This is a genomic window from Micromonospora endolithica (assembly GCF_003626595.1).
Taxonomy (GTDB): domain Bacteria; phylum Actinomycetota; class Actinomycetes; order Mycobacteriales; family Micromonosporaceae; genus Micromonospora; species Micromonospora endolithica.
This window is the reverse complement of sequence record NZ_RBAK01000014.1, coordinates 80,990-104,290: the sequence shown is the minus strand read 5'-3', so window position 1 is coordinate 104,290 and position 23,301 is coordinate 80,990. Positions and strand designations below refer to the sequence as shown.

The following is a 23,301-nucleotide window of genomic DNA, read 5'->3' as shown; positions in this document are numbered from 1 at the left end:
GGCCGTCCTCAGTGGTCACTTCGGGCATCCTTAGGCGACGGTTAAGACGCGCTTAGGTCGGGCTGTCCTGCGCACGTCGGACCGCGTCCGTCGATACGCTGCCCACAGTTACCGCAGCAGACACAGGGAGTTTCCGTTGAGCAGGCACGGAGTGCACCGCCTCACCTGGTACCAGGGTCCACGGCGCAAGGCCGTGCTCCTCGGCGCCCTCGGCACGACCGTCGCGCTGGGCCTGGGGGCCACCGTGATGCCGCTGCTGGCCGCCGACGACCTGTCGATCCGCGCGACCGCGGACACCACCGCCACCACGGTGCCGCAGGACGGCGACAACGGCGCGAAGACCACCCTCGCCACCTGTCCCGCCCGGTGTGACGGCAACCCGCGCGGCGCGCGCGACGCGGTCGTCCAGTTCGCGGTGACCACGCTGCCGACCAGGGCGGTGAACATCCGGGCCACCCTGCGGGTGCACTCCTGGAAGAAGGTCGGCGCGACGGTGACGGCGCACGCGTCCACGGTCGACGCCACCGCCGCCCGCCCGGCCCCGGCGCCGGCCGGCGCCGCCCTGGCCTCGGTGAGCGAGGTGCGCGCGGGTTTCAACGAGTTCGACGTCTCGGCGCTGGTGAAGGGGAACGGCACCGTCACGGTGTCGCTGGCCCAGACCGGCCTGGAGACGCGGGTCTACTGGGCGTCGTCGGAGAACCGCAACACCGACCTGCGCCCGCGGCTGGAGATCAGCTACGACATGGGCAGTGCGCCGGCGGCACCGGCGACCCGTACGCCGGTGCCGACCCGGAGCGCGGCGCTGCCGTCCCCGCCGGCGCGGCCCACGCCGTCGCCGAGCGTCAGCCCCACCAAGGCGTCACCGCGCCCGTCGGCGAGCCCCAGCCCCAGCCCCAGCCGGCCGGCCGGCTGCGGCCAGGTGTCCGACCACCTGGTGCCCTCCTGCGGTGCCTGGTGGGGGATGTACGCCCCGTCCGGGGCGGGCGACGGCTGGGACCACGGCGCGGCGGTCGCCCGGGTGGAGGCGCAGGTCGGCCGGAAGTTCGACGTCGTGCACCGCTACCACGACTTCTCCAACGCCGGCAGCAACGGCGCCTTCCCCGACGCCTACCAGCAGCAGCAGATGCGCGAGGGACGGCTGATGTTCTTCGCCTGGGAGTCGCGGATCTTCTCCTCGGGCACGGTGCTGAAGTGGTCGGACGTCTACAGCGGCCGGCACGACGGCACCATCGACGCGGTGGCCGGCCGGATCCGCGCCACCGGGGTTCCGGTGTTCATGGGCTTCGACCACGAGCCGGAGGACGAGCCGGGCAAGGGCAGTGACGCCGAGTTCGTCCGGGCCTGGCGCCACGTGCACGACCGGTTCGCCGCGGCCGGCGCGCACAACGCTGTCTGGGTGTGGACGATGATGGGCTGGTCCGGCCACTACGACCGGTACGCGGGCCTGTACCCCGGGGACAAGTACGTCGACTGGGTGGGGTACGACCCGTACAACTTCCACGTCTGCAACGGCAGCACGGTGTGGAAGAGCCCGGCCACCACCGTCGGCGGGTTCTATCGGTGGCTCGACGAGAACGGCATCGGTGCCGGCAAGCCGCGGATGCTCGCCGAGTTCGGCACCAACTTCAACTCCGCCGACCCGGACGCGAAGCGACGGTGGTTCGAGGAGTTCCCGGCGGCGTTGAAGGCGCACCCGAAGATCAAGGCGGCGATCTACTTCAACTCGGCGGGAATGACCACCCGGACGAAGACCTGTGACATGACGATGAACCATGACGCCTCGGCGCTGGCCGGGTTCACCCGAGCGGGACAGGATCCCTACCTGCGCCAGCCCACCGGAGGCGCCAGCTGACCTGAGGTAGTCGAAAGGTGACGGTCGGTGGCCTCCGGGTCGGTCGGACATCCGACTCGGGGGCCGTTCCGTCACCGTCGGACGTGAGACCGCCCAATCGGCGGATGCGCCAAACAGGGTGGACAAGGCACGCTACGCGGGTTCTCATCCATCTTGGAGGCGTAGCGTGCCCGAAGTCTCGCTTTCTTGGCGATCCGCCGGTTTCCGCATCCGTGCGGCGGCAGTCACCCTCGTGACCGCCGCCACCGTGCTGGCCGTCCCGTCGGCGGCCTCCGCCGCCGTGGTCCCGGCCCCCGAGACGGCGACCCTGGTCTCGGCCAACCCCGCTGACAGCACCCCGCACGCCCGCGACGGCGAGACCCGCGCGTTCGCGCAGGTCGGCTCGACGGTGTACGTGGGCGGCAGCTTCACCCAGATCCGGCAGACCGCCACCGCGGCCTGGACGACGCAGCGTTACCTCTTCGGGTACGACCGGACCACCGGCACGATCTCCACGACCTTCCTGCCGGTGCTCGACGGCGCGGTCAACTCCCTCATCGCCGGCCCGAACAACACGCTGATCGTGGGCGGGGCGTTCAAGACGGTCAACGGGGTGAGCCGCAAGAACCTGGTGGCGCTCAACCCGAGCACCGGCGCGATCGTGGACAGCTGGGTCGGCCGCTCCGACGGCGGCACGGTTCGTGACCTCGCGCTGCACGGCAACTGGCTCTACGTGGGTGGCGCCTTCAGCTGGCTCAACGGCACCGCCCACACCGGGCTGGGCCGGCTCAACGCCACCACCGGCGCGATCGACCCGACGTTCAACATCAACGCCACCGTCGGCCGGCACACCACCTCGTCGTACGTCTGGACCATCGACGTCTCCCCGGACGGTGGCACCCTCGCCGTCGGCGGCAACTTCACGCTGGTCAACGACCTGGCCCGCAACCAGATGGCGCTGGTCGACCTCACCGGCACGCCGACCGTGCTGGACTGGAGCACCGAGAAGTTCGTCCCGCCGTGCGCCGCACCCGCGACGTTCGTCCACTACGTGCAGGACGTGAAGTTCGGCGGCGACGGCAGCTGGTTCGTCGTCGGCACCAACGGCGGCGGCGGCTGGCCGGCCGCGTACTGCGACGCGCTGGTCCGGTTCGAGACCGCCGCGCGGGGCACCGGGCAGCTGGGCACCTGGGTCGACTACACCGGTAACGACACCATCACCTCCGTCGAGGTGGCCGACAACGTCATCTACCTCGGCGGGCACTTCCGCTGGCTGAACAACCCGAACGCCAGCGACCGGGCGGGCAACGGGGCGGTCGACCGGCTCGGCGTCGCCGCCGTCACCCCGGCCACCGGCATGCCGGTCAACTGGAACCCACGGCGCAGCGGCAGCGCCTCGATGCCCGCCGGCACCAGCGGCTGGGGCTCCTCGGTGCCGGTGCTGTGGCGGGGCAGCGACGGCCTCTACTTCGGGCAGAACTCCGACGGCATGGGCAACGAGTACCACGGCCGGTTGGGCATGTTCCCGCTGTCCGGCGGACGGACCATCACCCCGAAGAACCCGCCGACCGAGACCACCGGCAACCTCTACCTCGGCACCACCGACGGCGAGGTGGCCAAGGTGCCGTTCGACGGCACGGCGCTGGGCACCCCGGCCACGGTGAGCCAGCCGGCCTACACCGGCGCCGGCGCCACCTGGCGGGTCGCCGACCGGATCTACTGGGCGCACACCGTCGCCGGCACCCCCTCCGGCAGCCGGATCGACATCTCGCTGTTCAACGGCGGCGCGATCGGCTCCCCATGGGAGGCGTCGGGCTACAACGACTGGTACAACGCGGCGAACCTGACCGGCGCGTTCTTCCTCGACGGCCGCCTCTACTACACCCGCACCGGCGCCAACGGTCTCTACTACCGGTACTTCGAGATCGACGGCAACTACCTCGGCGCCACCGAGTTCAGCCTGCCCACCACCGGGGTCACCTGGTCGGGCGTGCGTGGCATGGCCTGGGTCGGTGGCCGGATCGTCTACGGTTCCACCGACGGCACGCTGCGCAGCGTGCCGTTCGACCCGACGGCCGCTCCGGCGGTCAGCGGTGCCGACGCGACGGTCATCGCCCCGGCGACGCCCGATCTGTCCTGGTCCACCCCTCGGACGTTCTTCTCCGTGCAGTAGCGGTCAACCGCTCGTAACGGAACATCGGTAGATTGTTCACGTTGGGCCGGCGACGGATCCACTGTCGCCGGCCCCGTGACGTGGGGAGGGTTCGTTGGGCGGGATCCGCCGTGGCCTGGTGGTGCGCGCGGTCTTCGCGGCCAAACGCCACTGGTACCAGCTGCGTTACCCCGGGCTGACGCTCGGTGACGGAGTGGAGATCCGGGGTCGGATCCGGCTGCGCCGGGGCGTCCGGGTCACCATCGGCGACCGCACCCGGATCAACAAGCTGGTCCGGTTCGCCGGTCCCGGCGAGGTCCGGGTCGGCGCCGACTGCCTGCTGAACGCGACCTGGGTCGGCACCTGGACCTCGGTCACCATCGGCGACCGGTGCCTGCTGTCGGACTGCGAGCTGGTGGACAACGACTTCCACAACCTGCCCCCCGAGCAACGTCACGAACCCCCGGTCCCGGCCACCCGCGCCCCCATCGTCATCGAGGACAACGTGTGGATCGGGGCGCACGCCCTGGTGCTCAAGGGCGTGCGGATCGGCCGGGACAGTGTCGTGGGCGCCGCGACGGTGGTGCGGACGGACGTGCCGCCGCGGGTCGTGGTCGTCGGAAATCCCCAACAGACGGTGAAGAAGTTCCATGACTGACGCTACTCCCGGCCCCTGGCCCACCGACGCCGCCGCCTCCGGAGCCGGGGCTCCGGCCCGTACGGTCACCCTGATCGACCTGCTCCGGGTGCCGGTGCACCGGATCCGGCTGGTGACCGGGGTCGCCCTGGTCGGGTTGCTCGCCGCGCTGACCTACGTGCTCGCCGTGCCCAGCGCGGTCACCGCGAACGCGGTCGTCGCGGTCCGCCCGGTGGTCACCGACGCGTTCTCCCCGAGCGGGGGGAACGCCGACCGCGCGGTGAACATGAACGTGGAGAGCGGCATCGCCACCGGCACCGACGTCGTGCAGCGACTGGTCGACAAGACCGGCCAGGACCAGCGCGCGGTCCGCGACGCCCTTGAGGTCGAGGTGCCGACCGGCGGCCAGATCCTGCGCTTCCTCTACACCGCCGACTCGCCCGACGCGGCGGTGGAGGGGGTCAACCTCGCCGCGCAGGCATATCTGGACGTGCGCCGCGGCATGTACGAGCAGCAGCGGGGGGAGATGCTGCGCAAGTACGACGAGAGCATCGCCAAGGTCGCCGCGCAGCAGGCCGCCCTGCAACGGCGGATCGCCAACGCCGGGGACAACGCGGCGGACGCGGCGGTGGCCGAGCTGTCCGGGATCAACAACCAGCTGACCCAGCTCAGCGCCGCCCGCACCGAGATCGCCGCGGTCGACGTCAACCCGGGCTGGGTCACCCGGCAGGCGGCGCGGTCGCTGGTCAGCTCCGGCGGCGGCAGCATGCTCTACCTGCTCGCCGGCCTGCTCGGCGGCGCCCTGCTCGGCGTGGTCCTGGCCTACATCTGGGAGTCCGTGGACCGCCGGATCCGTTCGGTCGACGACGGTCGGGACGCCACCGGCCTGCCGCTGCTCGGCACGGTACGCAGCAAGGGCTTCCGCGGCTCCCGGCTCGCCGTGGACGCCGACATCCGGTACGTGGCGATGGCGATCGCCGAACGGGTCCGGGAACCGGCCCGGGTCGCGCTGCTGACCACCCGGGAGGACCAGACCGCGCTCACCGCCGGGCTGGCCGTGGCGCTCGCCGCCACCGGCCGGGACGTGTACGCGGCCGACGACAGCGGCCGGGTGGACCGGCTGCGCGGCATCGTGCTGACCGACCGGGGACGGCTGCCCGCGGTGGCCAACCCGGCCCGTCCGGTCGTGCCCAAGCCCCGGGAGGGTGGCAAGCCCCCGATCGACGACATCACCGAGCAGATCACCGTCCGCCGGCCGTCGCCCCACCCCACCACCACCGCCGCCCGCCCGTCGACCGACCCGGACGCCACCATGACGCTGCCCCGGGTGGCCGGCGGGGCACCGGCCAGCGGGAAGAGCGCCGTCCAGGACAGCGGCGACGAGGTGTCGGTGGGTGCCGGCAGCGTCCGGTTCGGGACGTGGCGGCTGCGCGCCTCGAAGGGTCTGGTGCTGTTCAACGCCCCGCCGGCGGAGGCCGACGAGCGGGGCGTGGCGGCGGCCCGGCAGGGCACCGCGGTGGTCGTGGTGGAGCAGGACCGCACCCGGCAGGGCGACCTGCGGAGGCTGACCGAGCGCCTGCGGGCCGCCGGGGTGACCCCGCTGGGCTTCGTGCTGACCCGCACCGGGCGGGGCTGAGGCGTGTCCGGCACCCGGGTCACGGCGACGGACTTCCCGGCCGGCGAGGACCCCTCGCCGGTGGGGCCGCCGCCCCCGCCGGCCCCACCGCCGCCCCGGCTGCCGGTCTGGCCGCTCGCGATGATGTTCGGCCTGGTGCCGTTGTGGTGGTTGGCCGGCGCGTTCTACCTGGGCTGGCCGTTGCTCGGCGCCCTGCTGATGGCGCTGCTGCTGATCCGGGGTCGGGTGCCGCTGCCGCCGGCCGCCGGGATCTGGCTGCTCTTCCTGGCCGCCGTGCTGGTCAGCGCCACCCAACTGGAGACGTTCGCGTCGGTGCTGACCTTCACGCTGCGGCTGGCGTTCTACGCGACCGCGCTCGTGGTCGGCGTCTACGTCTACCTGGTGGCCCGGGAACGCGCCGACCAGACCGTGGTGCTCGTCCCGCTCTGCGCGTTCTGGTTCGGCCTGGTGGCACTGGGTTGGCTGGGCGTGCTGGTGCCCCGGTTCGCCCTCACCACCCCGATGGAGATCCTGCTGCCCTCGGGGCTCGCCGGCAACCCGTTCATCAACGACATGGTGCACCTGTCCACCGCGGAATACAGCGCCCGCTCGCTGAACCCGATCTACCGCCCGGCGGCCCCTTACGCGTACACCAACAACTACGGCAGCGCGTACGCGATGACCCTGCCCTGCGTGGTCGCGTTCGCCATGCTGCGCCGGCGGGGTCTGCTGCGCTGGGCGCTGCTCGGCTCGCTGCCGCTGTCCCTGGCGCCGGCCTTCCTCACCCTGAACCGGGCGATGTTCCTCAGCCTGGGCGTGGGGTTCCTCTTCCTGGGGGTGCGGGCCAGTCTGCGCGGCAACATGAAGGTGGCCGGGTCGATCGTCGGCATCGTGCTGATCGGCGGTCTCACCACCCTGTTCATCCCGGTGACCGAGCTGATCGGCAACCGGGTCGAGTCCAGTGACACCAACACCGACCGGCTCTCCCTCTACTCGGAGGTCCTCGATCGGGTACGTGACTCGCCGTGGCTGGGCTACGGCGCGCCGGTCCAGGTCGACACGGTCTCCGCGGACGCGCCGATCGGCACCCAGGGGCAGCTGTGGATGGTGTTGTTCAGCCACGGGGTGCCCGCCCTGCTCTGCTTCCTGGCGTGGTTCGTGGTGGCCGCGTTGCTCTGCGGCCGGGCCGCCTCGGCGGCCGGGCAGTGGCTCTCCATCGTCCCGGTGGTGTGCCTGGTGCAGGTCCCCTTCTACGGCATGGCCAACCAGAACCTCGCGGTCGCGTTCTACGCGGTCACCTTCGCCCTGGCGCTGACCGAGCGGGAGGTGGCCGAGCGACGGCTCCCCCGCCTGCCGGTGCCCGGTCCACGGCCGGTGACCAGGTGACCGCCGCCATCCGGCCGCCGGTCGCTGCGGACGCGCCCGGCGCCGGGCCGGCCGACGCCGAGACGCGACGCAGTGCCCGCAGTGGTGCCGCGGGCCTGGTCGGCGCGGCGGTCAGCGGTCTGTTCGGTTTCCTGCTCGCGGTCGTCATCACCCGCGGCTACGGCACGGTCGGCTCGGGTGCGATCTTCGCCGCGATCGGTGTGGTGACGGTCGCCACCGCGGTGTGCACGCTGGGCGCGGAGACCGGTCTGATGTGGGCGCTGCCCCGGCGGCGGACCGGCCCGCGGGGCGACGCCGCCCGGGTCCTGCCGGTGGCGCTGCTCCCTCCGCTGGCCGTCGCGCTGGTGGTGGCCACGGCCGGTGTGCTCACCGCCGACGTGCTCGCCGTGCACCTGCTGGGCGACAGCGGCGTCGCGGGGGCGGCCCTGCTGACCGCCAGCTTCGCCGCGCTGCCGGTGGTGGTGGCGATGACCCTGCTGCTCGCGGCGCTGCGCTGCGTACGGCCGATCCGCTCGTACGTGGCGGTGCAGTTCCTGCTGCTGCCGGTGGCCCGGCCGGTGCTGGTCGGCGCGGCGGTGCTGGCCGGTGGCGGCCTGCTCGCCGGCATGACCGGTTGGCTGGTGCCGGCGGCGGTGGCGCTGCTGGTCTGCCTCACCCTGGTCGCCGGCCCGCTCGGGGTGGGCCGGGGCGCCCGGCTGCGGCCGGAGCCGGCGGACTGGTCGACGTTCTGGCGGTTCGCGCTGCCCCGGGCCGCCTCGGCGGCCATCGACGCCGGCAACATGTGGGTCGGCGTGCTGCTCACCTCGGTGCTGGCCGGGGCGGCCGACGCCGGTGTGTTCGGCGCGGTCGGCCGTTACATCCTCGCCGGCCAACTCGCCATGCAGGGCCTGCGGGTGGCGGTGTCACCGCAGCTGTCCCGGCTGCTCGGCCGGGGCGAGCGGGCCGCCGCGGCGGGCGTGCACCGGCAGCTGACCACCTGGGGCCTGGTGCTGTCCTGGCCGGTCTACCTGCTGCTGGCCGTCTTCGGGCTGGCGTTCCTGCAACTGTTCGGCGCGGGCTTCACCTCCGGTGCCACCGCGATGACCGTGCTGGCGGTGGCCATGCTGGTGAACACCGGCGTCGGCAACGTGCAGAGCATGCTGCTGATGGGTGGCCGCAGCGGGCTGCACCTGGCCGCCACCGTGGCCGGGCTGACCGTGACCGTGTCGCTGGGGGTCCTGCTGATCCCGTCGTACGGCGCGACCGGCGCGGCCGTGGGCTGGGCGGCCGGCATCGTCACGGAGAACCTGACGGCGGCGGTCTGCGCCCGGGTCGTCGTCGGCGAGCCGCTGGTCGACGCGCGGATGCTGCGGGCCGGTGCGGCCACCGTGGCGGGCGTCGGCGCCGCCGCCGCGGTCGGGGTGCTGGCCGGTGGCCGGGGGGTGACCGGCCTGGCGGTGGCGCTCGGTGTGCTCGCCGCCGGTTGCGTCGGCTTGTTGACGTTGCCCCGGGTGCGAAGCGGGATCCGGGTGACCATGATGCAGATCCGCGGACGGGGGGAGCCGGCGCCTGCCGCCGGACCCGACACCGCGCAGTCGAAGGGCAGGTGAGGACCGTCGTGTCGTCTCTCCGGGACCGGGCCAAGCAACTGGTGCCGACCCAGCTGACCGAGCGGGTGAAGGGTTCGCTGGTCGAGTACGGGGTCCGCACCAGCGACAAGCGACCCCTGCCGGACTTCCTGATCATCGGCACCAAGCGGGGCGGCACCACGTCGCTGTGGAACTACCTGATCCAGCACCCGCTGGTGCCGCGGCTCTTCCCGGCGTGGAACACCAAGTCCGCGCACTACTTCGAGGAGCACTGGCGGCGGGGCGAGGCGTGGTACCGGTCGCACTTCCCGACCGTCCGGCAGCGTGAGGCGTTGGAGAAGCGGCACGGCGGCCCGGTGCGGGTGGGCGAGGCGGCACCGCTCTACATGTTCCACCCGCTGGCCGCCCAGCGGGTCGCCGCGCTGATGCCGTCGGTGAAGCTGATCGTGCTGCTGCGCGACCCGGTGGAGCGGGCGTACTCGCACTGGAAGGAGCGCCGCACGCACGGCATCGAGCCGCTCGACTTCCCGGCCGCGCTCGCCGCCGAGCAGGAGCGTACGGCGGGGGAGCGGGAGCGGTTGATCGCCGAGCCGGAGTACTTCAGCGAGCCGTACGACTGGTACACCTACCGGGCCCGGGGGCGCTACCTGGAGCACCTGGAGCCGTGGCTGGAGCGTTTCGACTCCACCCAGTTCCTGTTCCTGCCCAGCGAGGACCTCTACCGCGACGCCCGTGGCACCTACCGTCGCACGCTGGACTTCCTCGGCCTGCCGCCGCACGACCTGCCGGACTTCAAGGTCTACAACGACCGCCGGTCGGCGCCCCTGGAGCCGGCGGTGCGCGCGGAGCTGACCGACTACTACCGGCCGCACAACGACGCCCTGCGGCGGCGGCTCGACCTGGACCTCGACTGGCCGGACCGGGTCGCGTGAGCGGGCCCGGCGAGCGGACCGTCACCTCCGGCGAGGCGCCGGCCCGCACCGACCTCCGGTCCCGCACCGACCCCCGGTCCCGCACCGACGGGCTGGGCTGGGTCACCCGGGCGGTCTTCGGGGACCGGCGGATCGCGCTGACCGTCGGCGAACCGCCGCCACCGGGGCACCAGGTGGTGGCCCGGTACGCGGTCGTGCCGTCGGTGCGGCGCGCCCGGTTCCTGCTCCCGCTGGGCGCGCCCCGGGCCACCGCGGCGGCGCTGCTGGCGTACAACGCGTTGCGCCCGCCGAAGATCCGCGCGGTACGGGCGGTGCTGGGCGGGTTGGCCCGCCTCGGCGTGCTCGACCTGGCGCCGTTGCCGACCCTGACCGTGTCGCTGCCGGACGGGGTGCCGGCGGCGGAGGCGCTGCTGGCCGACCGGCTCGCCGCCGGCCTGGGCGGGCAGCGGGTGTACGCCGCGTGCGGGGTCCGCCCGCCGGACCCGAACCACAAGCCGACCCTGCAACTGTTCGACGGCGCGGGCCGGCCGGTGGGTTACGCGAAGATCGGCTGGAACGGCGCCACCCGGGCCCTGGTCCGGGCCGAGGCGGCGGCGCTGGGCGACCTGCCCTCGGTGACCGGCGTGCCGGACCACCCGGCGGCGCCCCGGTTGCTGGCCGCCACCGAGGTCGCCGACTCGGTGATCGCGCTGGTCGAGCCACTGCCGCCGGCCGTCCGGGGGGTGCCGGTCGACGATCCGCCGCGGCTGCCGGCCCTGCTCGCGGTGGCCCGCCGGGGCCGCCCGCCGGCGCCGGCCCGGCCGCTGTCCGGGTCCTCCTTCCTGGCCCGGCTGGCCGCCGAGGCGGACCGGTCGGCCGCCGGCACGCCGGACGGCGCGCGGGCGGTGGCGGCGGTCGCCGCGCTGGCCGACCGGCACGCCGGCACGGCCGTCGAGTTCGGACACTGGCACGGCGACTGGGTGCCGTGGAACCTGGGCGTGCACGCCGGGCGGCTGGTCGCCTGGGACTGGGAGCACAGCGCGCCGGACGTACCGCTGGGTTTCGACCTCGCCCACGACGCCTTCCAGCGCGCCCTGGTGCTGCGGGGCGAGCCGGCGGCGTCGGCGGCCGCCGCGGTGGACGCGCAGCTCGACCGGTGCGGCGCCGGGCTGGGACTGGATCCGGCGCGGCGGCGGCTGGTCGCCGACGCGTACCTGCTGGAGATGTGGTTGCGCACGTGGCGTCTCGCGGACGCGGGGGCGGGCTGGAACGACGCGCTGCATCCCGCCCTGTTGGACGTGGTCGAGAAACGACATAGCGGCTGATCCGGGCGCATCCGATCGCCGAGTGTGACCGGAAAACTCCAGGTCGTGACGAACGTCGATGGCTGGCGACCGTCCCGGCGCACCACCCGACCAAGCCGAAAGATCTTCCGATCGCCTGATCGTCCCCTTCAGCGGGACGGTGAAATGTGATCTGCTTTCGCGTGGCCCTGACCGTACCTCCAAGCGAACTTGTGGGGAGTCGCGTGGACACCACCATCGAGGATCGGTCCGATCCTCCGCACCTGCTGCTGGTCGGGTCCAGCGGCGGGCACCTGGCGCAGTTGCTGGCCCTGCGGCCGTGGTACGAACGGTGGCCCCGGTGCTGGGTCACCTTCGACACGCCCGAGGCGCTCTCGCTGCTCGACGGCGAGGACCTGGTCCCGGCCCACCATCCGACCACCCGCAACGTGCCCAACCTGCTGCGCAACGCCGTGCTGGCCTGGCGGGTGCTGCGTCGCCGGCGGGTCGCCGCGGTGGTCACCACCGGCGCCGGGGTGGCCGTGCCGTTCGTCGTCCTGGCCCGGCTGCGCCGCATCCCGACGGTCTACATCGAGGTGTACGACCGGATCGACACCCCGACGCTGACCGCGCGGCTCTGCCGGCCCTTCCTCTCCGCGATGCTCGTGCAGTGGGAGGAACAGCGCCGGCAGTACCCGGAGGCGACCGTGGTGGGGACCCTGCTGTGACCGAGCGGCAGCACGCGACAGCGCCGGCGACGGACCGGTTGCCCCGGCAGCGGGACGCCGCCGACCTCGGCCGGACCCAGATCCTGGTCGCCGTCGGCACCGACAAGCACCCGTTCGACCGGCTGGTCGGCTGGCTGCGGGACTGGCACGGCGGTGTCGCCGACGCGGTACGCCTCACCGTCCAGCACGGACACACCGCCGCGCCGGGGCTGCCCGACGCGGTGCCGTTCCTCGGCCACGACGCGTTGCAGGCGGCGATGGCCACGGCCGACCTGGTGGTCTGTCACGGCGGCCCGGCCACCATCCTGGAGGCCCGGCGGCACGGCCACCTGCCGATCGTGGTCCCCCGGGACCCGACCCGGGGCGAACACGTCGACGACCACCAGCTGCTCTTCGCCCGTCGCCTGGGCGCGGCCGGCATGGTGGCGCTCTGCGAGACCCGGGAGGCGCTGACCGACGCGCTGACCGCCGGGCTGGCCGACCCGGCCCGGTTCACCGTCACCGCCGATCCCGACTCGGCGCGGGCGCAGGAGGCCGCCGTGCGGCGGGTCGGGCAGATCGTGGAGGAGCTGGTGGCGGCGTCCAACGCGCCGCGCCGGCGGACGTGGTGGCGGCCGTGGGTACGGCCGGACCGGGCGGGAGCGGACCGATGACGACACATCCGAGCGTGAGCGTGGTGGTGCCCACCCGCGACCGGCCGGAGCTGCTCCGGGCGGCGCTCCGGGCGATCCTCGACCAGGACTACCCCGGCCCGGTCGAGGTGGTGGTGGTCCACGACCGCGCCGAGCCCGACGCCACGCTGAGCGAGCTGTCCCGGCCCGACCGGACCGTCCGGGTCACCACCAACACGCGTACGCCCGGCCTGGCCGGCGCGCGCAACTCGGGCACCCTCGCCGCGGTGGGTGAGCTGATCGCGTTCTGCGACGACGACGACGAGTGGCTGCCCGGCAAGCTGCGCGCCCAGGTCGACGCGCTCGCCGCGCACCCGGAGGCCGAGTTCGTGTCCTGCGGGATCCGGGTGAGCTACGACGGGCACACCGTCGACCGCTCGCTGGACCGGGACACGGTGACGCTGGCCGACCTGCTGCGGGACCGGATGACCGAGCTGCACCCGTCCACCTTCGTGATCCGCGCCGCCGCCCTGCGCGACGGCTTCGGCCTGGTCGACGAGGAGATCCCGGGCAGCTACGCGGAGGACTACGAGTTCCTGCTGCGCGCCGCGCGCAGCGCCCCGCTGGTCAACCTGCGCACCCCGTACGTGCTGGTGCGGTGGCACAAGCGGTCGTACTTCGCGCAGCGGTGGGACACCATCTCCGAGGCGTTGCAGTGGCTGTTGCAGCGGTACCCGGAGTTCGGCACCCAGCCGGCCGGCGAGGCACGGGTCACCGGTCAGATCGCCTTCGCCCAGGCCGCCTCCGGCGACCGGCAGGGTGCGCTGCGCTGGGCGCGGCGGACCATCCGGCGCAACCCGCGGGAGCCGCGGGCCTATCTGGCGCTGGCCGTGGCCGGGCGGGTGGTCCGGGCCGACCGGGTGTTGCGCACGCTGCACAAACGCGGTCGGGGGATCTGACCGGCCGGGGCCCGGAGACGGGCCCCGGCCGTCCGGTCGACAATGATTGTGCCGCGACAAGTGACGCACTGCTACGCTTCCGACATCGGTCCACTGTTGACACACGCGCGGTGATCAATGGAAGACTCGGCGTCATGGCACTCCACTCGCTGAGATTCCGACTGGTCGACTCGCCGACGTCGTTGGGCGCGAAGCGGCGGGCCCGCCGCGCCGCCTGGCTCTCCGAGACGTTTCCGAAACTCGCCACCATGCGGGTACTCGACCTCGGTGGCCGGGTGCAGAGTTGGGCGAAGGTCCCGGTCCGTCCGGCCCACGTGCACGTGGTCAACCTGGAGCCCCTGCCGACCGACCTGCCCGACTGGGCCGAGGCCGACCACGCCGACGCCTGCGAACTTCCCGAGCACATCCTGGGTCGCCGCTACGACCTGGTGTTCAGCAACAGCGTGCTGGAGCACGTGGGCGGCTACGAGCGCCGCCGCCGGATGGCCGAGGCGATCCGGGACCTGGCCCCGGCGTACTGGGTGCAGACGCCGTACCGGTACTTCCCGATCGAGCCGCACTGGGTGGCGCCGGGCATGCAGTTCCTGCCGGTGCCCGCCCGGGTCGCGGTGGCCCGGAAGTGGCCGCTGGCCTACACGCCCGGCAAGTCGTACGACCTGGCGCTCAAGCAGGTGCTGACCACCGAGCTGGTCGGCCGGGCCGAGCTGCGCCACCTCTTCCCGGACGCCACGATCCGCAACGAACGGCTGCTGGGCCTCACCAAGTCCCTGATCGCGGTGCGCCAGCCGTGACACCGACGGGGGCCGCGATCGACGCGGCTCGTGGTCCCCTCTCCCGCCCGCCGGGTGGACAACGACGTCCGCTGGGCGGGACGGGTCGGGCACCGCCGCGCGGCGGGTGCCCGGCGTGACAGACTGACCGCTGTGTTGCGCTGGTTGACTGCAGGTGAGTCGCACGGTCCCGCCCTCGTCGCCCTCGTCGAGGGCGTACCCGCCGGGATCGAGGTGACCACCACCGAGATCGCCGGCGAGCTGGCCCGGCGCCGGCTCGGCTATGGCCGGGGTGCCCGGATGTCCTTCGAGCAGGACGAGATCGAGATCATCGGCGGCCTCCGGCACGGCCGCACCATCGGCAGCCCGGTCGCCATCCGGGTCGGCAACTCCGAGTGGCCCAAGTGGCAGACCGTCATGGCCGCCGACCCGGTCGACGCCGACGAACTCGCCGGCCAGGCGCGTAACGCCCCGCTGACCCGCCCCCGGCCCGGCCACGCCGACCTGGCCGGCATGCAGAAGTACGGCCACACCGACGCCCGCCCGATCCTGGAACGCGCCAGCGCCCGGGAGACCGCCGCCCGGGTGGCCGTCGGCACCGTCGCCAAGGCCCTGGTCAAGCAGGCGCTGGGCGTCGAGATCGTCTCGCACGTGGTGGAGCTGGGTCCGGTCGCCGCGAAGCCCGGCCTGCGGCCCCGACCGGAGGACGCGCAGCGCATCGACGCCGACCCGCTGCGCTGCCTCGACCCGGAGGCGAGCGCGCGGATGGTCGCCGAGGTGGACGCCGCGAAGAAGGCCGCCGACACACTCGGCGGCGTGGTCGAGGTCCTGGCCTACGGGGTGCCGCCGGGCCTCGGCAGCCACGTCCAGTGGGACCGCAAGCTCGACGCCCGGCTGGCCACCGCGCTGATGTCGATCCAGGCCATCAAGGGCGTGGAGATCGGCGACGGCTGGCAGCAGGCCCGCTCGCGGGGCTCCGAGGCGCACGACGAGATCCTGCCCACCGCCACCGGCGTCCGCCGGGTCACCGACCGGGCCGGCGGCCTGGAGGGCGGCATCACCACCGGCGAGCCGCTGCGGGTGAAGGCCGCGATGAAGCCGATCTCCTCGCTGAACCGGGCCCTGGCCACCGTCGACGTGACCACCGGGGAGCCGGCCACCGCGATCAACCAGCGCTCCGACGTGTGCGCGGTGCCGGCCGCCGCGGTGGTCGCCGAGGCGATGGTCGCGCTGGTGCTCGCCGAGGCCGCGGTGGAGAAGTTCGGCGGGGACTCGATCGCCGAGATGCGCCGCAACCTGGCCGGCTACCTCGACGCCCTGGTGATCCGCTGATGGCGCCGGTCTGCGTCCTGGTCGGGGCGCCCGGCTCCGGGAAGACCACCGTCGGGCAGGCGCTCGCCGAGCTGCTCGGCGTCGACTTCCGGGACACCGACACCGACATCGAGACGATGGCCGGCAAGCCGATCCCGGAGATCTTCGTCGACGAGGGGGAGGCGCACTTCCGTACCCTGGAACGGGCGGCCGTGGCGGCGGCGCTGGCCTCCTGCGCCGGCGTGCTCGCCCTCGGCGGCGGCGCGGTCCTCGCCGAGGAGAACCGCGCCGCGCTGATCGGCCACCAGGTCGTGCACCTCTCCGTCGAGCTGCCCGACGCGGTCAAGCGGATCGGCCTCGGTGCCGGCCGGCCGCTGCTGGCACTCAACCCGCGCGCCACCCTGAAGCACCTGATGGAGCAGCGTCGACCGTTGTACGCCGAGGTGGCCACCGCGACCGTGGTCACCGACGGCCGTGATCCCGCCGACCTGGCCGCCGAGATCGCCACCCTGCTGAAGCGGTGAGGAAGGGCCCCTCGTCAACGCCGGCGGTTGCGGAAGGGCCCCTCGTCAACGCCGGCGGTTGCGGAAGGGCCCCTTCCTAACGCGGGGCGCCGGCCGCGATCCGGTCGAGCACGTCGGCCAGCGCCTTCGGCTCGCTGAGCATCGGCCAGTGCCCGGTCGGCACCGCGTGCAGCTCGCCGCCGGCCAGGCCGGCGAAGAACGGGTGGCCCTGGGCGATCATCTGCTCCACCACGTCGAGCGGGAACGTGCTCGCCACCAGGGCGGTCGGAACCGGTCGCCCACCGCTGCGACGGACCGGATCGGTGGCCGCGCGCAGCGGGTGCGCGGTGGCGCGCTCGCGCAGCAGGGCCAGCGTGGCCTCGCCCAGCCCGGCCAGGTTCTGCGGATCGGCGGCCGGATCCCAGTCCGGCGCCGGCAGCAGGTGCCCGTCGCCGATCCGGGCGCGCAGCCGTTCCTGTTCCGCCGGCTCGTTGCTGTCGAACTGCGACATCCCGTCGGGCATCGGCCCGCTCTCCACATAGACGACCCGGCCGATCCGGTCCGGGACCCGGTCGGCCGCCTGCGTCACCGGCAACCCGCCTCCGGAGTGCCCGACCAGCAGCACGTCGCGCAGGTCCTCCACCTCCAGCAGCCGGACGAGGTCGAGGGTGTGCGTCTCCAACCCGACCTGCGGACCGGCGAGGTGGTCACGCTCCGCCACCCCGGTCAGCGTCACCGGGTACACCTCGTGGCCCCGCGCGCGCAGGTCCGCGGTGACCTCCCGCCATGCCCAGCCGCCCAACCAGAAGCCCGGCACCAGTACGAACGTCGCCATCGCGACCGCCTCCACTCGTCGTCGTCGCCCTGACCGTACGATCGAATCCGGGCAGGATCCGCCCGCTTTGAAGGAGTGTCCCGTGTCACACCCCGCCGGACGCGTGCTCGGCCTGCTGGAGTTGTTGCAGGGCCACCACCGGCTCACCGGGGCCGACCTGGCCGCCCGGCTCGGCGTCGACGAGCGCACCGTGCGCCGCTACGCCACCACCCTCGTCGAGCTGGGCATCCCGGTCACCGCCGACCGGGGCCGGTACGGCGGGTACCGGCTGCTCCCCGGCTACAAGCTGCCCCCGCTGATGCTCACCGACGACGAGGCGGTGGCTGTCCTGCTCGGCCTGCTCGCCGCCGAACGACTCGGCCTCGGCACCGAGCAGCCCGCCACCGCCACCGCCACCGCCAAGATCCGGCGGGTGCTGCCGGCGGCGCTCGCGGACCGGCTCACCGCGGTGGGCGAGCACCTCGGGTTCACCCTGCGCCGGACGCGGCCGGACGCCCGCCCGACCACCGACACCCTGCTCACCCTCGCCGAGGCGGCCCGCAACGGCCGGCGGGTACGGCTCGGGTACCGCTCCCGCGGCGGTGCCACCTCCGAACGGGACCTGGATCCGTACGGGTTGGTCTTCCACGCCGGCCGCTGGTACGTCACCGGGCACGACCACCGACGCGCGGAGGTCCGCACGTTCCGGCTGGACCGGATCGGGGCGGTCACCACGGCGGCGGCGACCTTCACCGCGCCGGAGGGCTTCGACCCGGTGGCCCAGGTGACCCGTTCGCTGGCCGCGGTGCCGTGGGCGCACGAGGTCGAGGTGCTCCTGGAGACCGATCTGGCCGCCGCCCGACGCCGGATCCCGCCCAGCGTCGCCGAGCTGACCGGCGTCGACGGCGGCGTGCTGCTACGGGGCCGCGCCGAACGGCTCGACGGGATGGCGCAGCTGCTCGCCGGGCTGGGCTGGCCGTTCACGGTCCGCCACCCGGCCGCGCTGCGCGAGGCGGTACGCGACCACGCCGGCCGGCTCGCCGTCTGGGCGGACCGCGCACCCGGCTGAGCCGTCCCGGCCGACCCGGCGCGGCGCCGGCCGCCACGTCGCCAGCAGCGCCAGCGCGAGCAGGATCTCGGCGAGATCGCCGCCGTAGTACATCACCGTGGCCGCGGTACGCAGCTCGTCGACCGGCACCGCCGCCTCGACCAGACCGGCGTACATGAGCTGGGCCAGCGTGGCGTGTCCGGCGACCGCGAGGCCCAGCACCACCAGCCGGACGGGCACCCGGGCCCGGCGCGGACCCGGGTCGGGCCCGGCGACGGCCCAGGTGAAGGCGTACCCGCTGACCAGGAAGTGGAGCAGCACCAGCGTGTGCAGCCACGGTCGGTCCAGCGACGCGCGGTACAGCGGCGTCAGGTGCAGCAGGTACAACCCGCCGACGGTGAGCACCAGGCCGGTGGCCGGGTGGGACACCGGCCCGAGCGCCGGATGGCGCAGGACGCGGACCAGCCGGCGGCCCCGACGGCGGGGCAACGCCCGCAGCGCGAGCGTGACCGGTGCGCCGAGCACCAGCCCGAGCGGGGCGAGCATGCCCACCAGCAGGTGCCGCCACATGTGCCCGACCAGGTCCTGGTCGGGAACCAGCGCGGCCGCCGCGAGCAGCGCGGCGCCCGCCCCGAAGCTCGCCGTACGCCAGTTGCTCCACCCGCCGCGGTCCCGTTCACGCAGCGCCGCGGCCAGATAGATCCAGAACAACACCGGCGGTACGAGCAGCAGCGGCCCGACCTCGCCGCCGTGGTGCGCACTCATCGCCGCTCGGCGCAGGTGTCCACCACCCTCGCCCGCCGTTGCACCGCCCAACCGGCGGCGATCAGCGCCACCCCGAGCAGCAGGAAGCCGACGTCCCAGGCGGTCTGGTGCGGTCCGGTCCGGACGTGGTGGATGCCGAGCAGGTGGTGGTCGATCAGCCCCTCGACGATGTTGAACAACCCCCAGCCGACCAGCGCCCAGCCCCACAGGGCCGGCGACCGCCAGAGCCGGCCCCGCGAGTGGGTGACCCGCGCGTAGAGCAGGGCCAGCCCGGTGAGCACCGCGACCCAGGTGACCACGTGGAACAGACCGTCCCAGAGGGTGTTCATCTCCAGTCCGGGCACGGTGTCCACCGGGTACTCCCGCACCCCGATGTTGTCGCTGCCGGTGCTGCTGAGCAGGTGGTGCCACTGGAGCACCTGGTGCAGCAGGATGCCGTCGACGAATCCGCCGAGGCCCACACCGAGGATGGTCGCGGGCAGCCGGATGTCGGCCGCGTCGGTGGTCGGGGGGGTGGCGCCGGTCATGGGAGGCCTCCGCGGGGACGTGGGGTGGTTCGGCACTGCCCGTGTGCCGATGGGCTAAACGTCGATGCACTCGACTACGATGCGCGCGATGGACGAGGTGACCCGGATCCCGGTCGGCGGCGAACGGCCGTACGACGTGCTGGTGGGACGTGACCTGCTCGACCGGCTGCCCGGCCTGCTGCCCGGCGCCGACCGGGTGGCGGTGCTGCACGCGCCCCCGCTCAAGGCCCTGGCCGACGCGCTCGGCGACGGCCTGCGCGCGGCCGGCGTCACGCCGCTGACGGTGGAGGTGCCGGACGCCGAGGCGGGCAAGCACGTCGACGTCGCCGCCGCCTGCTGGGACCGGCTGGGCGAGGCCGGTTTCACCCGTACCGACGCGGTGGTCGGCGTGGGCGGCGGCGCCGTCACCGACCTGGCCGGCTTCGTCGCGGCCTGCTGGCTGCGCGGGGTGCGGTGGGTGCCGGTGGCGACCTCGCTGCTGGGCATGGTCGACGCCGCGGTCGGCGGCAAGACCGGGATCAACACCGCGGCGGGGAAGAACCTGGTCGGTGCGTTCCACCCGCCGGTCGGCGTACTGGCCGATCTCGCCACCCTGGACAGCCTGCCCCCGGCGGACCTGGCCGCCGGGCTGGCCGAGGTGGTCAAGTGCGGCTTCATAGCCGACCCGGTGATCCTGGATCTGGTGGAGCGGGACCCGGCCGCCGCCGTCGACCCGACCGGCCCGGTGGCCCGTGAGCTGATCGAGCGGGCGATCCGGGTCAAGGCCGACGTGGTCTCCGGCGACCTGCGCGAGTCGGGTGTCCGCGAGGTGCTCAACTACGGACACACCCTGGCCCACGCGATCGAGAAGGTGGAGGGCTACCGCTGGCGGCACGGACACGCGGTCGCCGTCGGCCTGGTGTACGCGGCGGCCCTGGCCCGCCTCGCCGGCCGGCTCGACGAGGCCACCGCCCGGCGGCACCGGGACGCCGTCGCGGCGCTCGGTCTGCCCACCGCTTACCCGGCCGACGCCTGGCCGGAGTTGCTGGCGGCGATGCGGGTGGACAAGAAGGCCCGGGGCAACCGGCTGCGGTTCGTGGTGCTCGACGGGCTGGCCCGACCGGCGATGCTGGAGGGCCCGGACGACGAGCTGTTGTACGCCGCCTACCAGGAGGTCGCGGCGTGACCGCCGGTGGTGGTCGCCGGGTGTACGTGCTGAACGGTCCCAACCTCGGCCGGCTGGGCACCCGGCAGCCCGAGGTGTACGGCGTGACCACCTACGCCGACCTGGTGGCGCTCTGCGAGGCGACCGGACGCGAGCTGGGCCTGGCGGTGACCGTGCGGCAGACCGACGCCGAGCACGAACTGCTGGGCTGGCTGCACGCCGCGGCCGACGAGGAGGCCGCGGTGGTGTTGAACCCGGCCGCCTGGTCGCACTATTCGGTCGCCGTCCGGGACGCGTGCGCGATGCTGCGCGGGCCGCTGGTCGAGGTGCACATCTCCAACATCCACGCCCGGGAGGAGTTCCGGCACCACTCGGTGGTCTCGGCGGTGGCCACCGGCGTGATCTGCGGGCTGGGGGTCGACGGTTACCGCCTGGCGCTGCACCACCTGGCCCTGCACCACCTGGCCCGGCGCGACTGACCCCGCACGACAAGGGCTCCCGCCGCCCGGCGCGGTGCGGGCCGGCGGGCCTGCCGGGGCGACCTCACGCCCGCAGGCCCCTCGCCCGTGGCGGCACGGTCGGTCGTCACACTGCGCTTTTTCTCCCGGCCCCGTCCCCCTTCCCCCCGTCCCTTTGCTCTGCTTCAACCCGCGCACAGGGCCGCTGAACTGGGGTGATGTGTCCGCCGGGGTCTCCCCTCGTCGTCCGTATCCACTACCCGGGGTAACCGTTGCGTGGGTTGACGCAGAGCAAAGGGGTGGGGGTGGCTGGTGGGGGGCGGGTCGGTAAGCCGTACGGGACGGGGCCGCGCGCACCCTCTCGTGTGCGGTGGGTGACCGTCGGGGAGAGGCGCGGGCGCGGCGAGTAGACTTGCTCAGTCTGTCCGCCAATTGATGATCAAGGCAGGAAATGGCCACCACCAACGACCTGAAGAACGGCCTGGTACTCAACCTCGACGGAGATCTGTGGGCCGTCGTCGAGTTCCAGCACGTCAAGCCCGGTAAGGGTGGTGCGTTCGTGCGTACCACGCTGAAGAACGTGCTGTCCGGCAAGGTGGTCGACAAGACCTTCAACGCGGGCACCAAGGTCGAGACCGCGACCGTGGACAAGCGCACGATGCAGTACCTGTACGCCGACGGCGAGGACTACGTCTTCATGGATCTGGAGACGTTCGACCAGATCACCGTGCCCGGCGCCACCGTCGGTGACGCGGCCAACTACCTGCTGCCCGAGGCCGAGGCCACCGTCGCCACCCACGAGGGTGTCCCGCTCTACATCGAGCTGCCGACCTCCGTCGTGCTGGAGGTCACCTACACCGAGCCGGGCCTGCAGGGCGACCGGTCGACCGGCGGCAACAAGCCGGCCACCGTCGAGACCGACGCGACCGTGCAGGTGCCGCTCTTCATCACCACCGGCGAGAAGATCAAGGTCGACACCCGCGACGGCCGTTACCTCGGCCGCGCCTGATGGCCGAGGGTCCCAAGCAGCAGATGCCGGCGCGCCGCAAGGCGCGCAAGCGGGCGCTGGACGTGCTCTTCGAGGCCGACCTTCGGGACCGTCCGCCCGTCGACGTGCTCGCCGGATACATCGAGCGCATCGAGAAGCCCCGCCCCGAGCACCTGGGCTACACGGTCAGCCTGGTCGAGGGCGTGGCCGGTCACCTGGACCGGATCGACGAACTGATCGCCAGCTACGCCGAGGGGTGGACGCTGGACCGGATGCCGGCGGTGGACCGCAACCTCGCCCGGATCGCGGTCTACGAACTGCTCTACGTCGACGAGATCGACGACGCGGTGGCGATCAGCGAGGCCGTGGAACTGGCCCGGCAGATGTCCACCGACGACTCGCCGCGTTTCCTCAACGGCATCCTCGGCCGGATCGCGGAGTACGCCACCCGCTGATCCCGGACGTGACCAGAAACACCAGAGGGGCCCGCGCCACCGGCGCGGGCCCCTCTGGTCGGTGGTGGTCAGGAGGCGAAGAACGCCCGCGGATCGGCGACCAGCACGCCGTGCTCGGTCAGGCGCTCGATCAGGCCCGACGGCGAGGCGTCGTAGACGATCGCGAGGGCACGCAGGTCGTCGGCGCGGATGGAGAGCACCCGACCGTTGTAGTCGCCCCGCTGCTGCTGGATGGCGCGCGCGTACCGGGCCACGTAGGCCAGGTCCTCGGACGCCTCGTCGTAGAGCCGCTCCAGGTCCAGCACGATCTTGCTGGTGGGCTCGTGGCGGACACCACTGCCGTCGGGCAGCAGTTCCGAGACGGGAACTCGGTAGAAGTCGGCCAGCTCGGCCAGACGGGACACGGTGACGGCCCGGTCGCCGCGCTCGTACGAGCCGACCACCACCGCCTTCCACCGCCCGTTCGACTTCTCCTCCACGCCCTGCAGGGACAGGCCCTGCTGCTGGCGGATGGAGCGCAGGCGGGCGCCCAGAGACTTGGCGTATTCAGAGGGCATTCGGACACTCCCAGTGCTGCTCGGGGATCTCCCGTCGATCGCTACGGAGCGTGACGGTACGGGGATTGGGACACCGGGTCAAGTGGTCGTGACCTTACCGTTGGGCGGCCGTGGGCCGTTCGTCCATCTCCGGTGGGGCTGACCAGGGGATCAGTGGCCGGCGACGGTCGGCCCCTTGACCACTGGTAACGTGGCGTGAAGCCCCGGCCAGGGTCGCTCGCGACCCGCCGCCGGTGATCCGACGTCCTTTAACGACCCGTCCCGTGAGGCGGGGAAGGAG

At 73.4% G+C, this 23,301-nt stretch carries 22 protein-coding genes and 1 pseudogene; 19 read left to right on the top strand and 4 right to left on the bottom strand.

The genetic code is table 11. The features are described from left to right. Window positions 1-136: 136 nt before the first annotated feature. The 14 genes from D7223_RS27065 (at window position 137) to D7223_RS27000 (ending at window position 16,286) form a co-directional block, all read left to right on the top strand. Entirely contained in the window at window positions 137-1,852 is a 1,716-nt protein-coding gene (locus tag D7223_RS27065) for a CBM96 family carbohydrate-binding protein (protein ID WP_120731433.1), read from the top strand. A 208-nt stretch (window positions 1,853-2,060) separates the two neighbouring features. Next, entirely contained in the window at window positions 2,061-4,004 is a 1,944-nt protein-coding gene (locus D7223_RS27060; protein WP_120731578.1) for a hypothetical protein, read from the top strand. Window positions 4,005-4,098: 94 nt separating this feature from the next. Next, window positions 4,099-4,641, top strand: a complete 543-nt coding sequence (locus D7223_RS27055; RefSeq protein WP_120731431.1) for an acyltransferase — start codon at window positions 4,099-4,101, stop codon at window positions 4,639-4,641. After that, window positions 4,634-6,256, top strand: a complete 1,623-nt coding sequence (locus D7223_RS27050) for a lipopolysaccharide biosynthesis protein (RefSeq protein WP_120731429.1) — start codon at window positions 4,634-4,636, stop codon at window positions 6,254-6,256. The genes D7223_RS27055 and D7223_RS27050 overlap by 8 nt, the downstream gene beginning before the upstream one ends. Before the next feature lie 3 nt (window positions 6,257-6,259). Beyond that, window positions 6,260-7,621 carry an O-antigen ligase family protein gene (locus D7223_RS27045; RefSeq protein WP_186832234.1) on the top strand — a complete coding sequence of 454 codons (1,362 nt, stop codon included), beginning with the start codon at window positions 6,260-6,262 and terminating at the stop codon, window positions 7,619-7,621. Then, entirely contained in the window at window positions 7,618-9,210 is a 1,593-nt protein-coding gene (locus D7223_RS27040) for a lipopolysaccharide biosynthesis protein (RefSeq protein WP_420330348.1), read from the top strand. The genes D7223_RS27045 and D7223_RS27040 overlap by 4 nt, the downstream gene beginning before the upstream one ends. An 8-nt stretch (window positions 9,211-9,218) precedes the next feature. Beyond that, window positions 9,219-10,121, top strand: a complete 903-nt coding sequence (locus tag D7223_RS27035) for a sulfotransferase domain-containing protein (protein ID WP_120731427.1) — start codon at window positions 9,219-9,221, stop codon at window positions 10,119-10,121. Between the two features lie 92 nt (window positions 10,122-10,213). Further along, window positions 10,214-11,425 (top strand): hypothetical protein, encoded by a 1,212-nt coding sequence (locus D7223_RS27030; RefSeq protein ID WP_120731571.1) that lies wholly within the window; start codon window positions 10,214-10,216, stop codon window positions 11,423-11,425. Window positions 11,426-11,628: 203 nt separating this feature from the next. Then, a complete protein-coding gene (locus tag D7223_RS27025) occupies window positions 11,629-12,111 on the top strand; it encodes a UDP-N-acetylglucosamine--LPS N-acetylglucosamine transferase (protein ID WP_120731425.1) in 483 nt (160 codons plus the stop codon). After that, window positions 12,108-12,764: a glycosyltransferase gene (locus tag D7223_RS27020; protein ID WP_238162248.1), complete on the top strand. Its 657-nt coding sequence runs from the start codon at window positions 12,108-12,110 to the stop codon at window positions 12,762-12,764. The genes D7223_RS27025 and D7223_RS27020 overlap by 4 nt, the downstream gene beginning before the upstream one ends. Then, complete coding sequence (locus tag D7223_RS27015; RefSeq protein WP_120731569.1) at window positions 12,761-13,681, top strand: glycosyltransferase family 2 protein; 921 nt, start codon at window positions 12,761-12,763, stop codon at window positions 13,679-13,681. Before D7223_RS27020 ends, D7223_RS27015 begins: the two co-directional genes overlap by 4 nt. Window positions 13,682-13,815: 134 nt before the next feature. Further along, on the top strand, window positions 13,816-14,472 hold the full coding sequence (locus D7223_RS27010) for a class I SAM-dependent methyltransferase (RefSeq protein WP_120731421.1): 657 nt from the start codon (window positions 13,816-13,818) through the stop codon (window positions 14,470-14,472). 132 nt (window positions 14,473-14,604) lie between these two features. After that, window positions 14,605-15,783 carry a chorismate synthase gene (gene aroC / locus D7223_RS27005; RefSeq protein WP_120731567.1) on the top strand — a complete coding sequence of 393 codons (1,179 nt, stop codon included), beginning with the start codon at window positions 14,605-14,607 and terminating at the stop codon, window positions 15,781-15,783. Continuing rightward, entirely contained in the window at window positions 15,783-16,286 is a 504-nt protein-coding gene (locus D7223_RS27000; RefSeq protein ID WP_120731419.1) for a shikimate kinase, read from the top strand. Before aroC ends, D7223_RS27000 begins: the two co-directional genes overlap by 1 nt. A 76-nt stretch (window positions 16,287-16,362) precedes the next feature. On the opposite strand, the gene D7223_RS26995 is transcribed toward D7223_RS27000, so the two are convergent. Beyond that, window positions 16,363-17,100 carry an alpha/beta fold hydrolase gene (locus D7223_RS26995; protein ID WP_120731565.1) on the bottom strand — a complete coding sequence of 246 codons (738 nt, stop codon included), beginning with the start codon at window positions 17,098-17,100 and terminating at the stop codon, window positions 16,363-16,365. A gap of 82 nt (window positions 17,101-17,182) precedes the next feature. Between D7223_RS26995 and D7223_RS26990 the strand changes: the two genes are divergently transcribed. Beyond that, a complete protein-coding gene (locus D7223_RS26990; protein WP_120731417.1) occupies window positions 17,183-18,148 on the top strand; it encodes a helix-turn-helix transcriptional regulator in 966 nt (321 codons plus the stop codon). A gap of 42 nt (window positions 18,149-18,190) precedes the next feature. On the opposite strand, the pseudogene D7223_RS26985 reads toward D7223_RS26990, so the two are convergent. Both D7223_RS26985 and D7223_RS26980 read right to left on the bottom strand, forming a co-directional pair. After that, window positions 18,191-18,892: pseudogene (locus D7223_RS26985) on the bottom strand (cytochrome c oxidase assembly protein); the annotation flags it as partial. Next, on the bottom strand, window positions 18,889-19,419 hold the full coding sequence (locus tag D7223_RS26980) for a DUF2243 domain-containing protein (protein WP_120731414.1): 531 nt from the start codon (window positions 19,417-19,419) through the stop codon (window positions 18,889-18,891). The gene D7223_RS26980 and the pseudogene D7223_RS26985, both read right to left, overlap by 4 nt. A gap of 88 nt (window positions 19,420-19,507) precedes the next feature. Between D7223_RS26980 and aroB the strand changes: the two genes are divergently transcribed. From aroB to nusB, 4 genes are all read left to right on the top strand, one after another. Further along, window positions 19,508-20,584: a 3-dehydroquinate synthase gene (gene aroB / locus D7223_RS26975; protein WP_120731563.1), complete on the top strand. Its 1,077-nt coding sequence runs from the start codon at window positions 19,508-19,510 to the stop codon at window positions 20,582-20,584. After that, window positions 20,581-21,042, top strand: coding sequence for a type II 3-dehydroquinate dehydratase (gene aroQ, locus D7223_RS26970; RefSeq protein WP_120731412.1), 462 nt, complete (start codon window positions 20,581-20,583; stop codon window positions 21,040-21,042). The genes aroB and aroQ overlap by 4 nt, the downstream gene beginning before the upstream one ends. Before the next feature lie 430 nt (window positions 21,043-21,472). After that, window positions 21,473-22,030 (top strand): elongation factor P, encoded by a 558-nt coding sequence (efp, locus tag D7223_RS26965; protein WP_120731410.1) that lies wholly within the window; start codon window positions 21,473-21,475, stop codon window positions 22,028-22,030. A 23-nt stretch (window positions 22,031-22,053) separates the two neighbouring features. After that, entirely contained in the window at window positions 22,054-22,464 is a 411-nt protein-coding gene (nusB, locus tag D7223_RS26960; protein WP_186832410.1) for a transcription antitermination factor NusB, read from the top strand. Window positions 22,465-22,532: 68 nt separating this feature from the next. Here nusB and bldD read toward each other — a convergent pair whose 3' ends face one another. Then, complete coding sequence (gene bldD, locus D7223_RS26955) at window positions 22,533-23,021, bottom strand: transcriptional regulator BldD (RefSeq protein WP_013285505.1); 489 nt, start codon at window positions 23,019-23,021, stop codon at window positions 22,533-22,535. Between the last annotated feature and the right edge of the window lie 280 nt (window positions 23,022-23,301).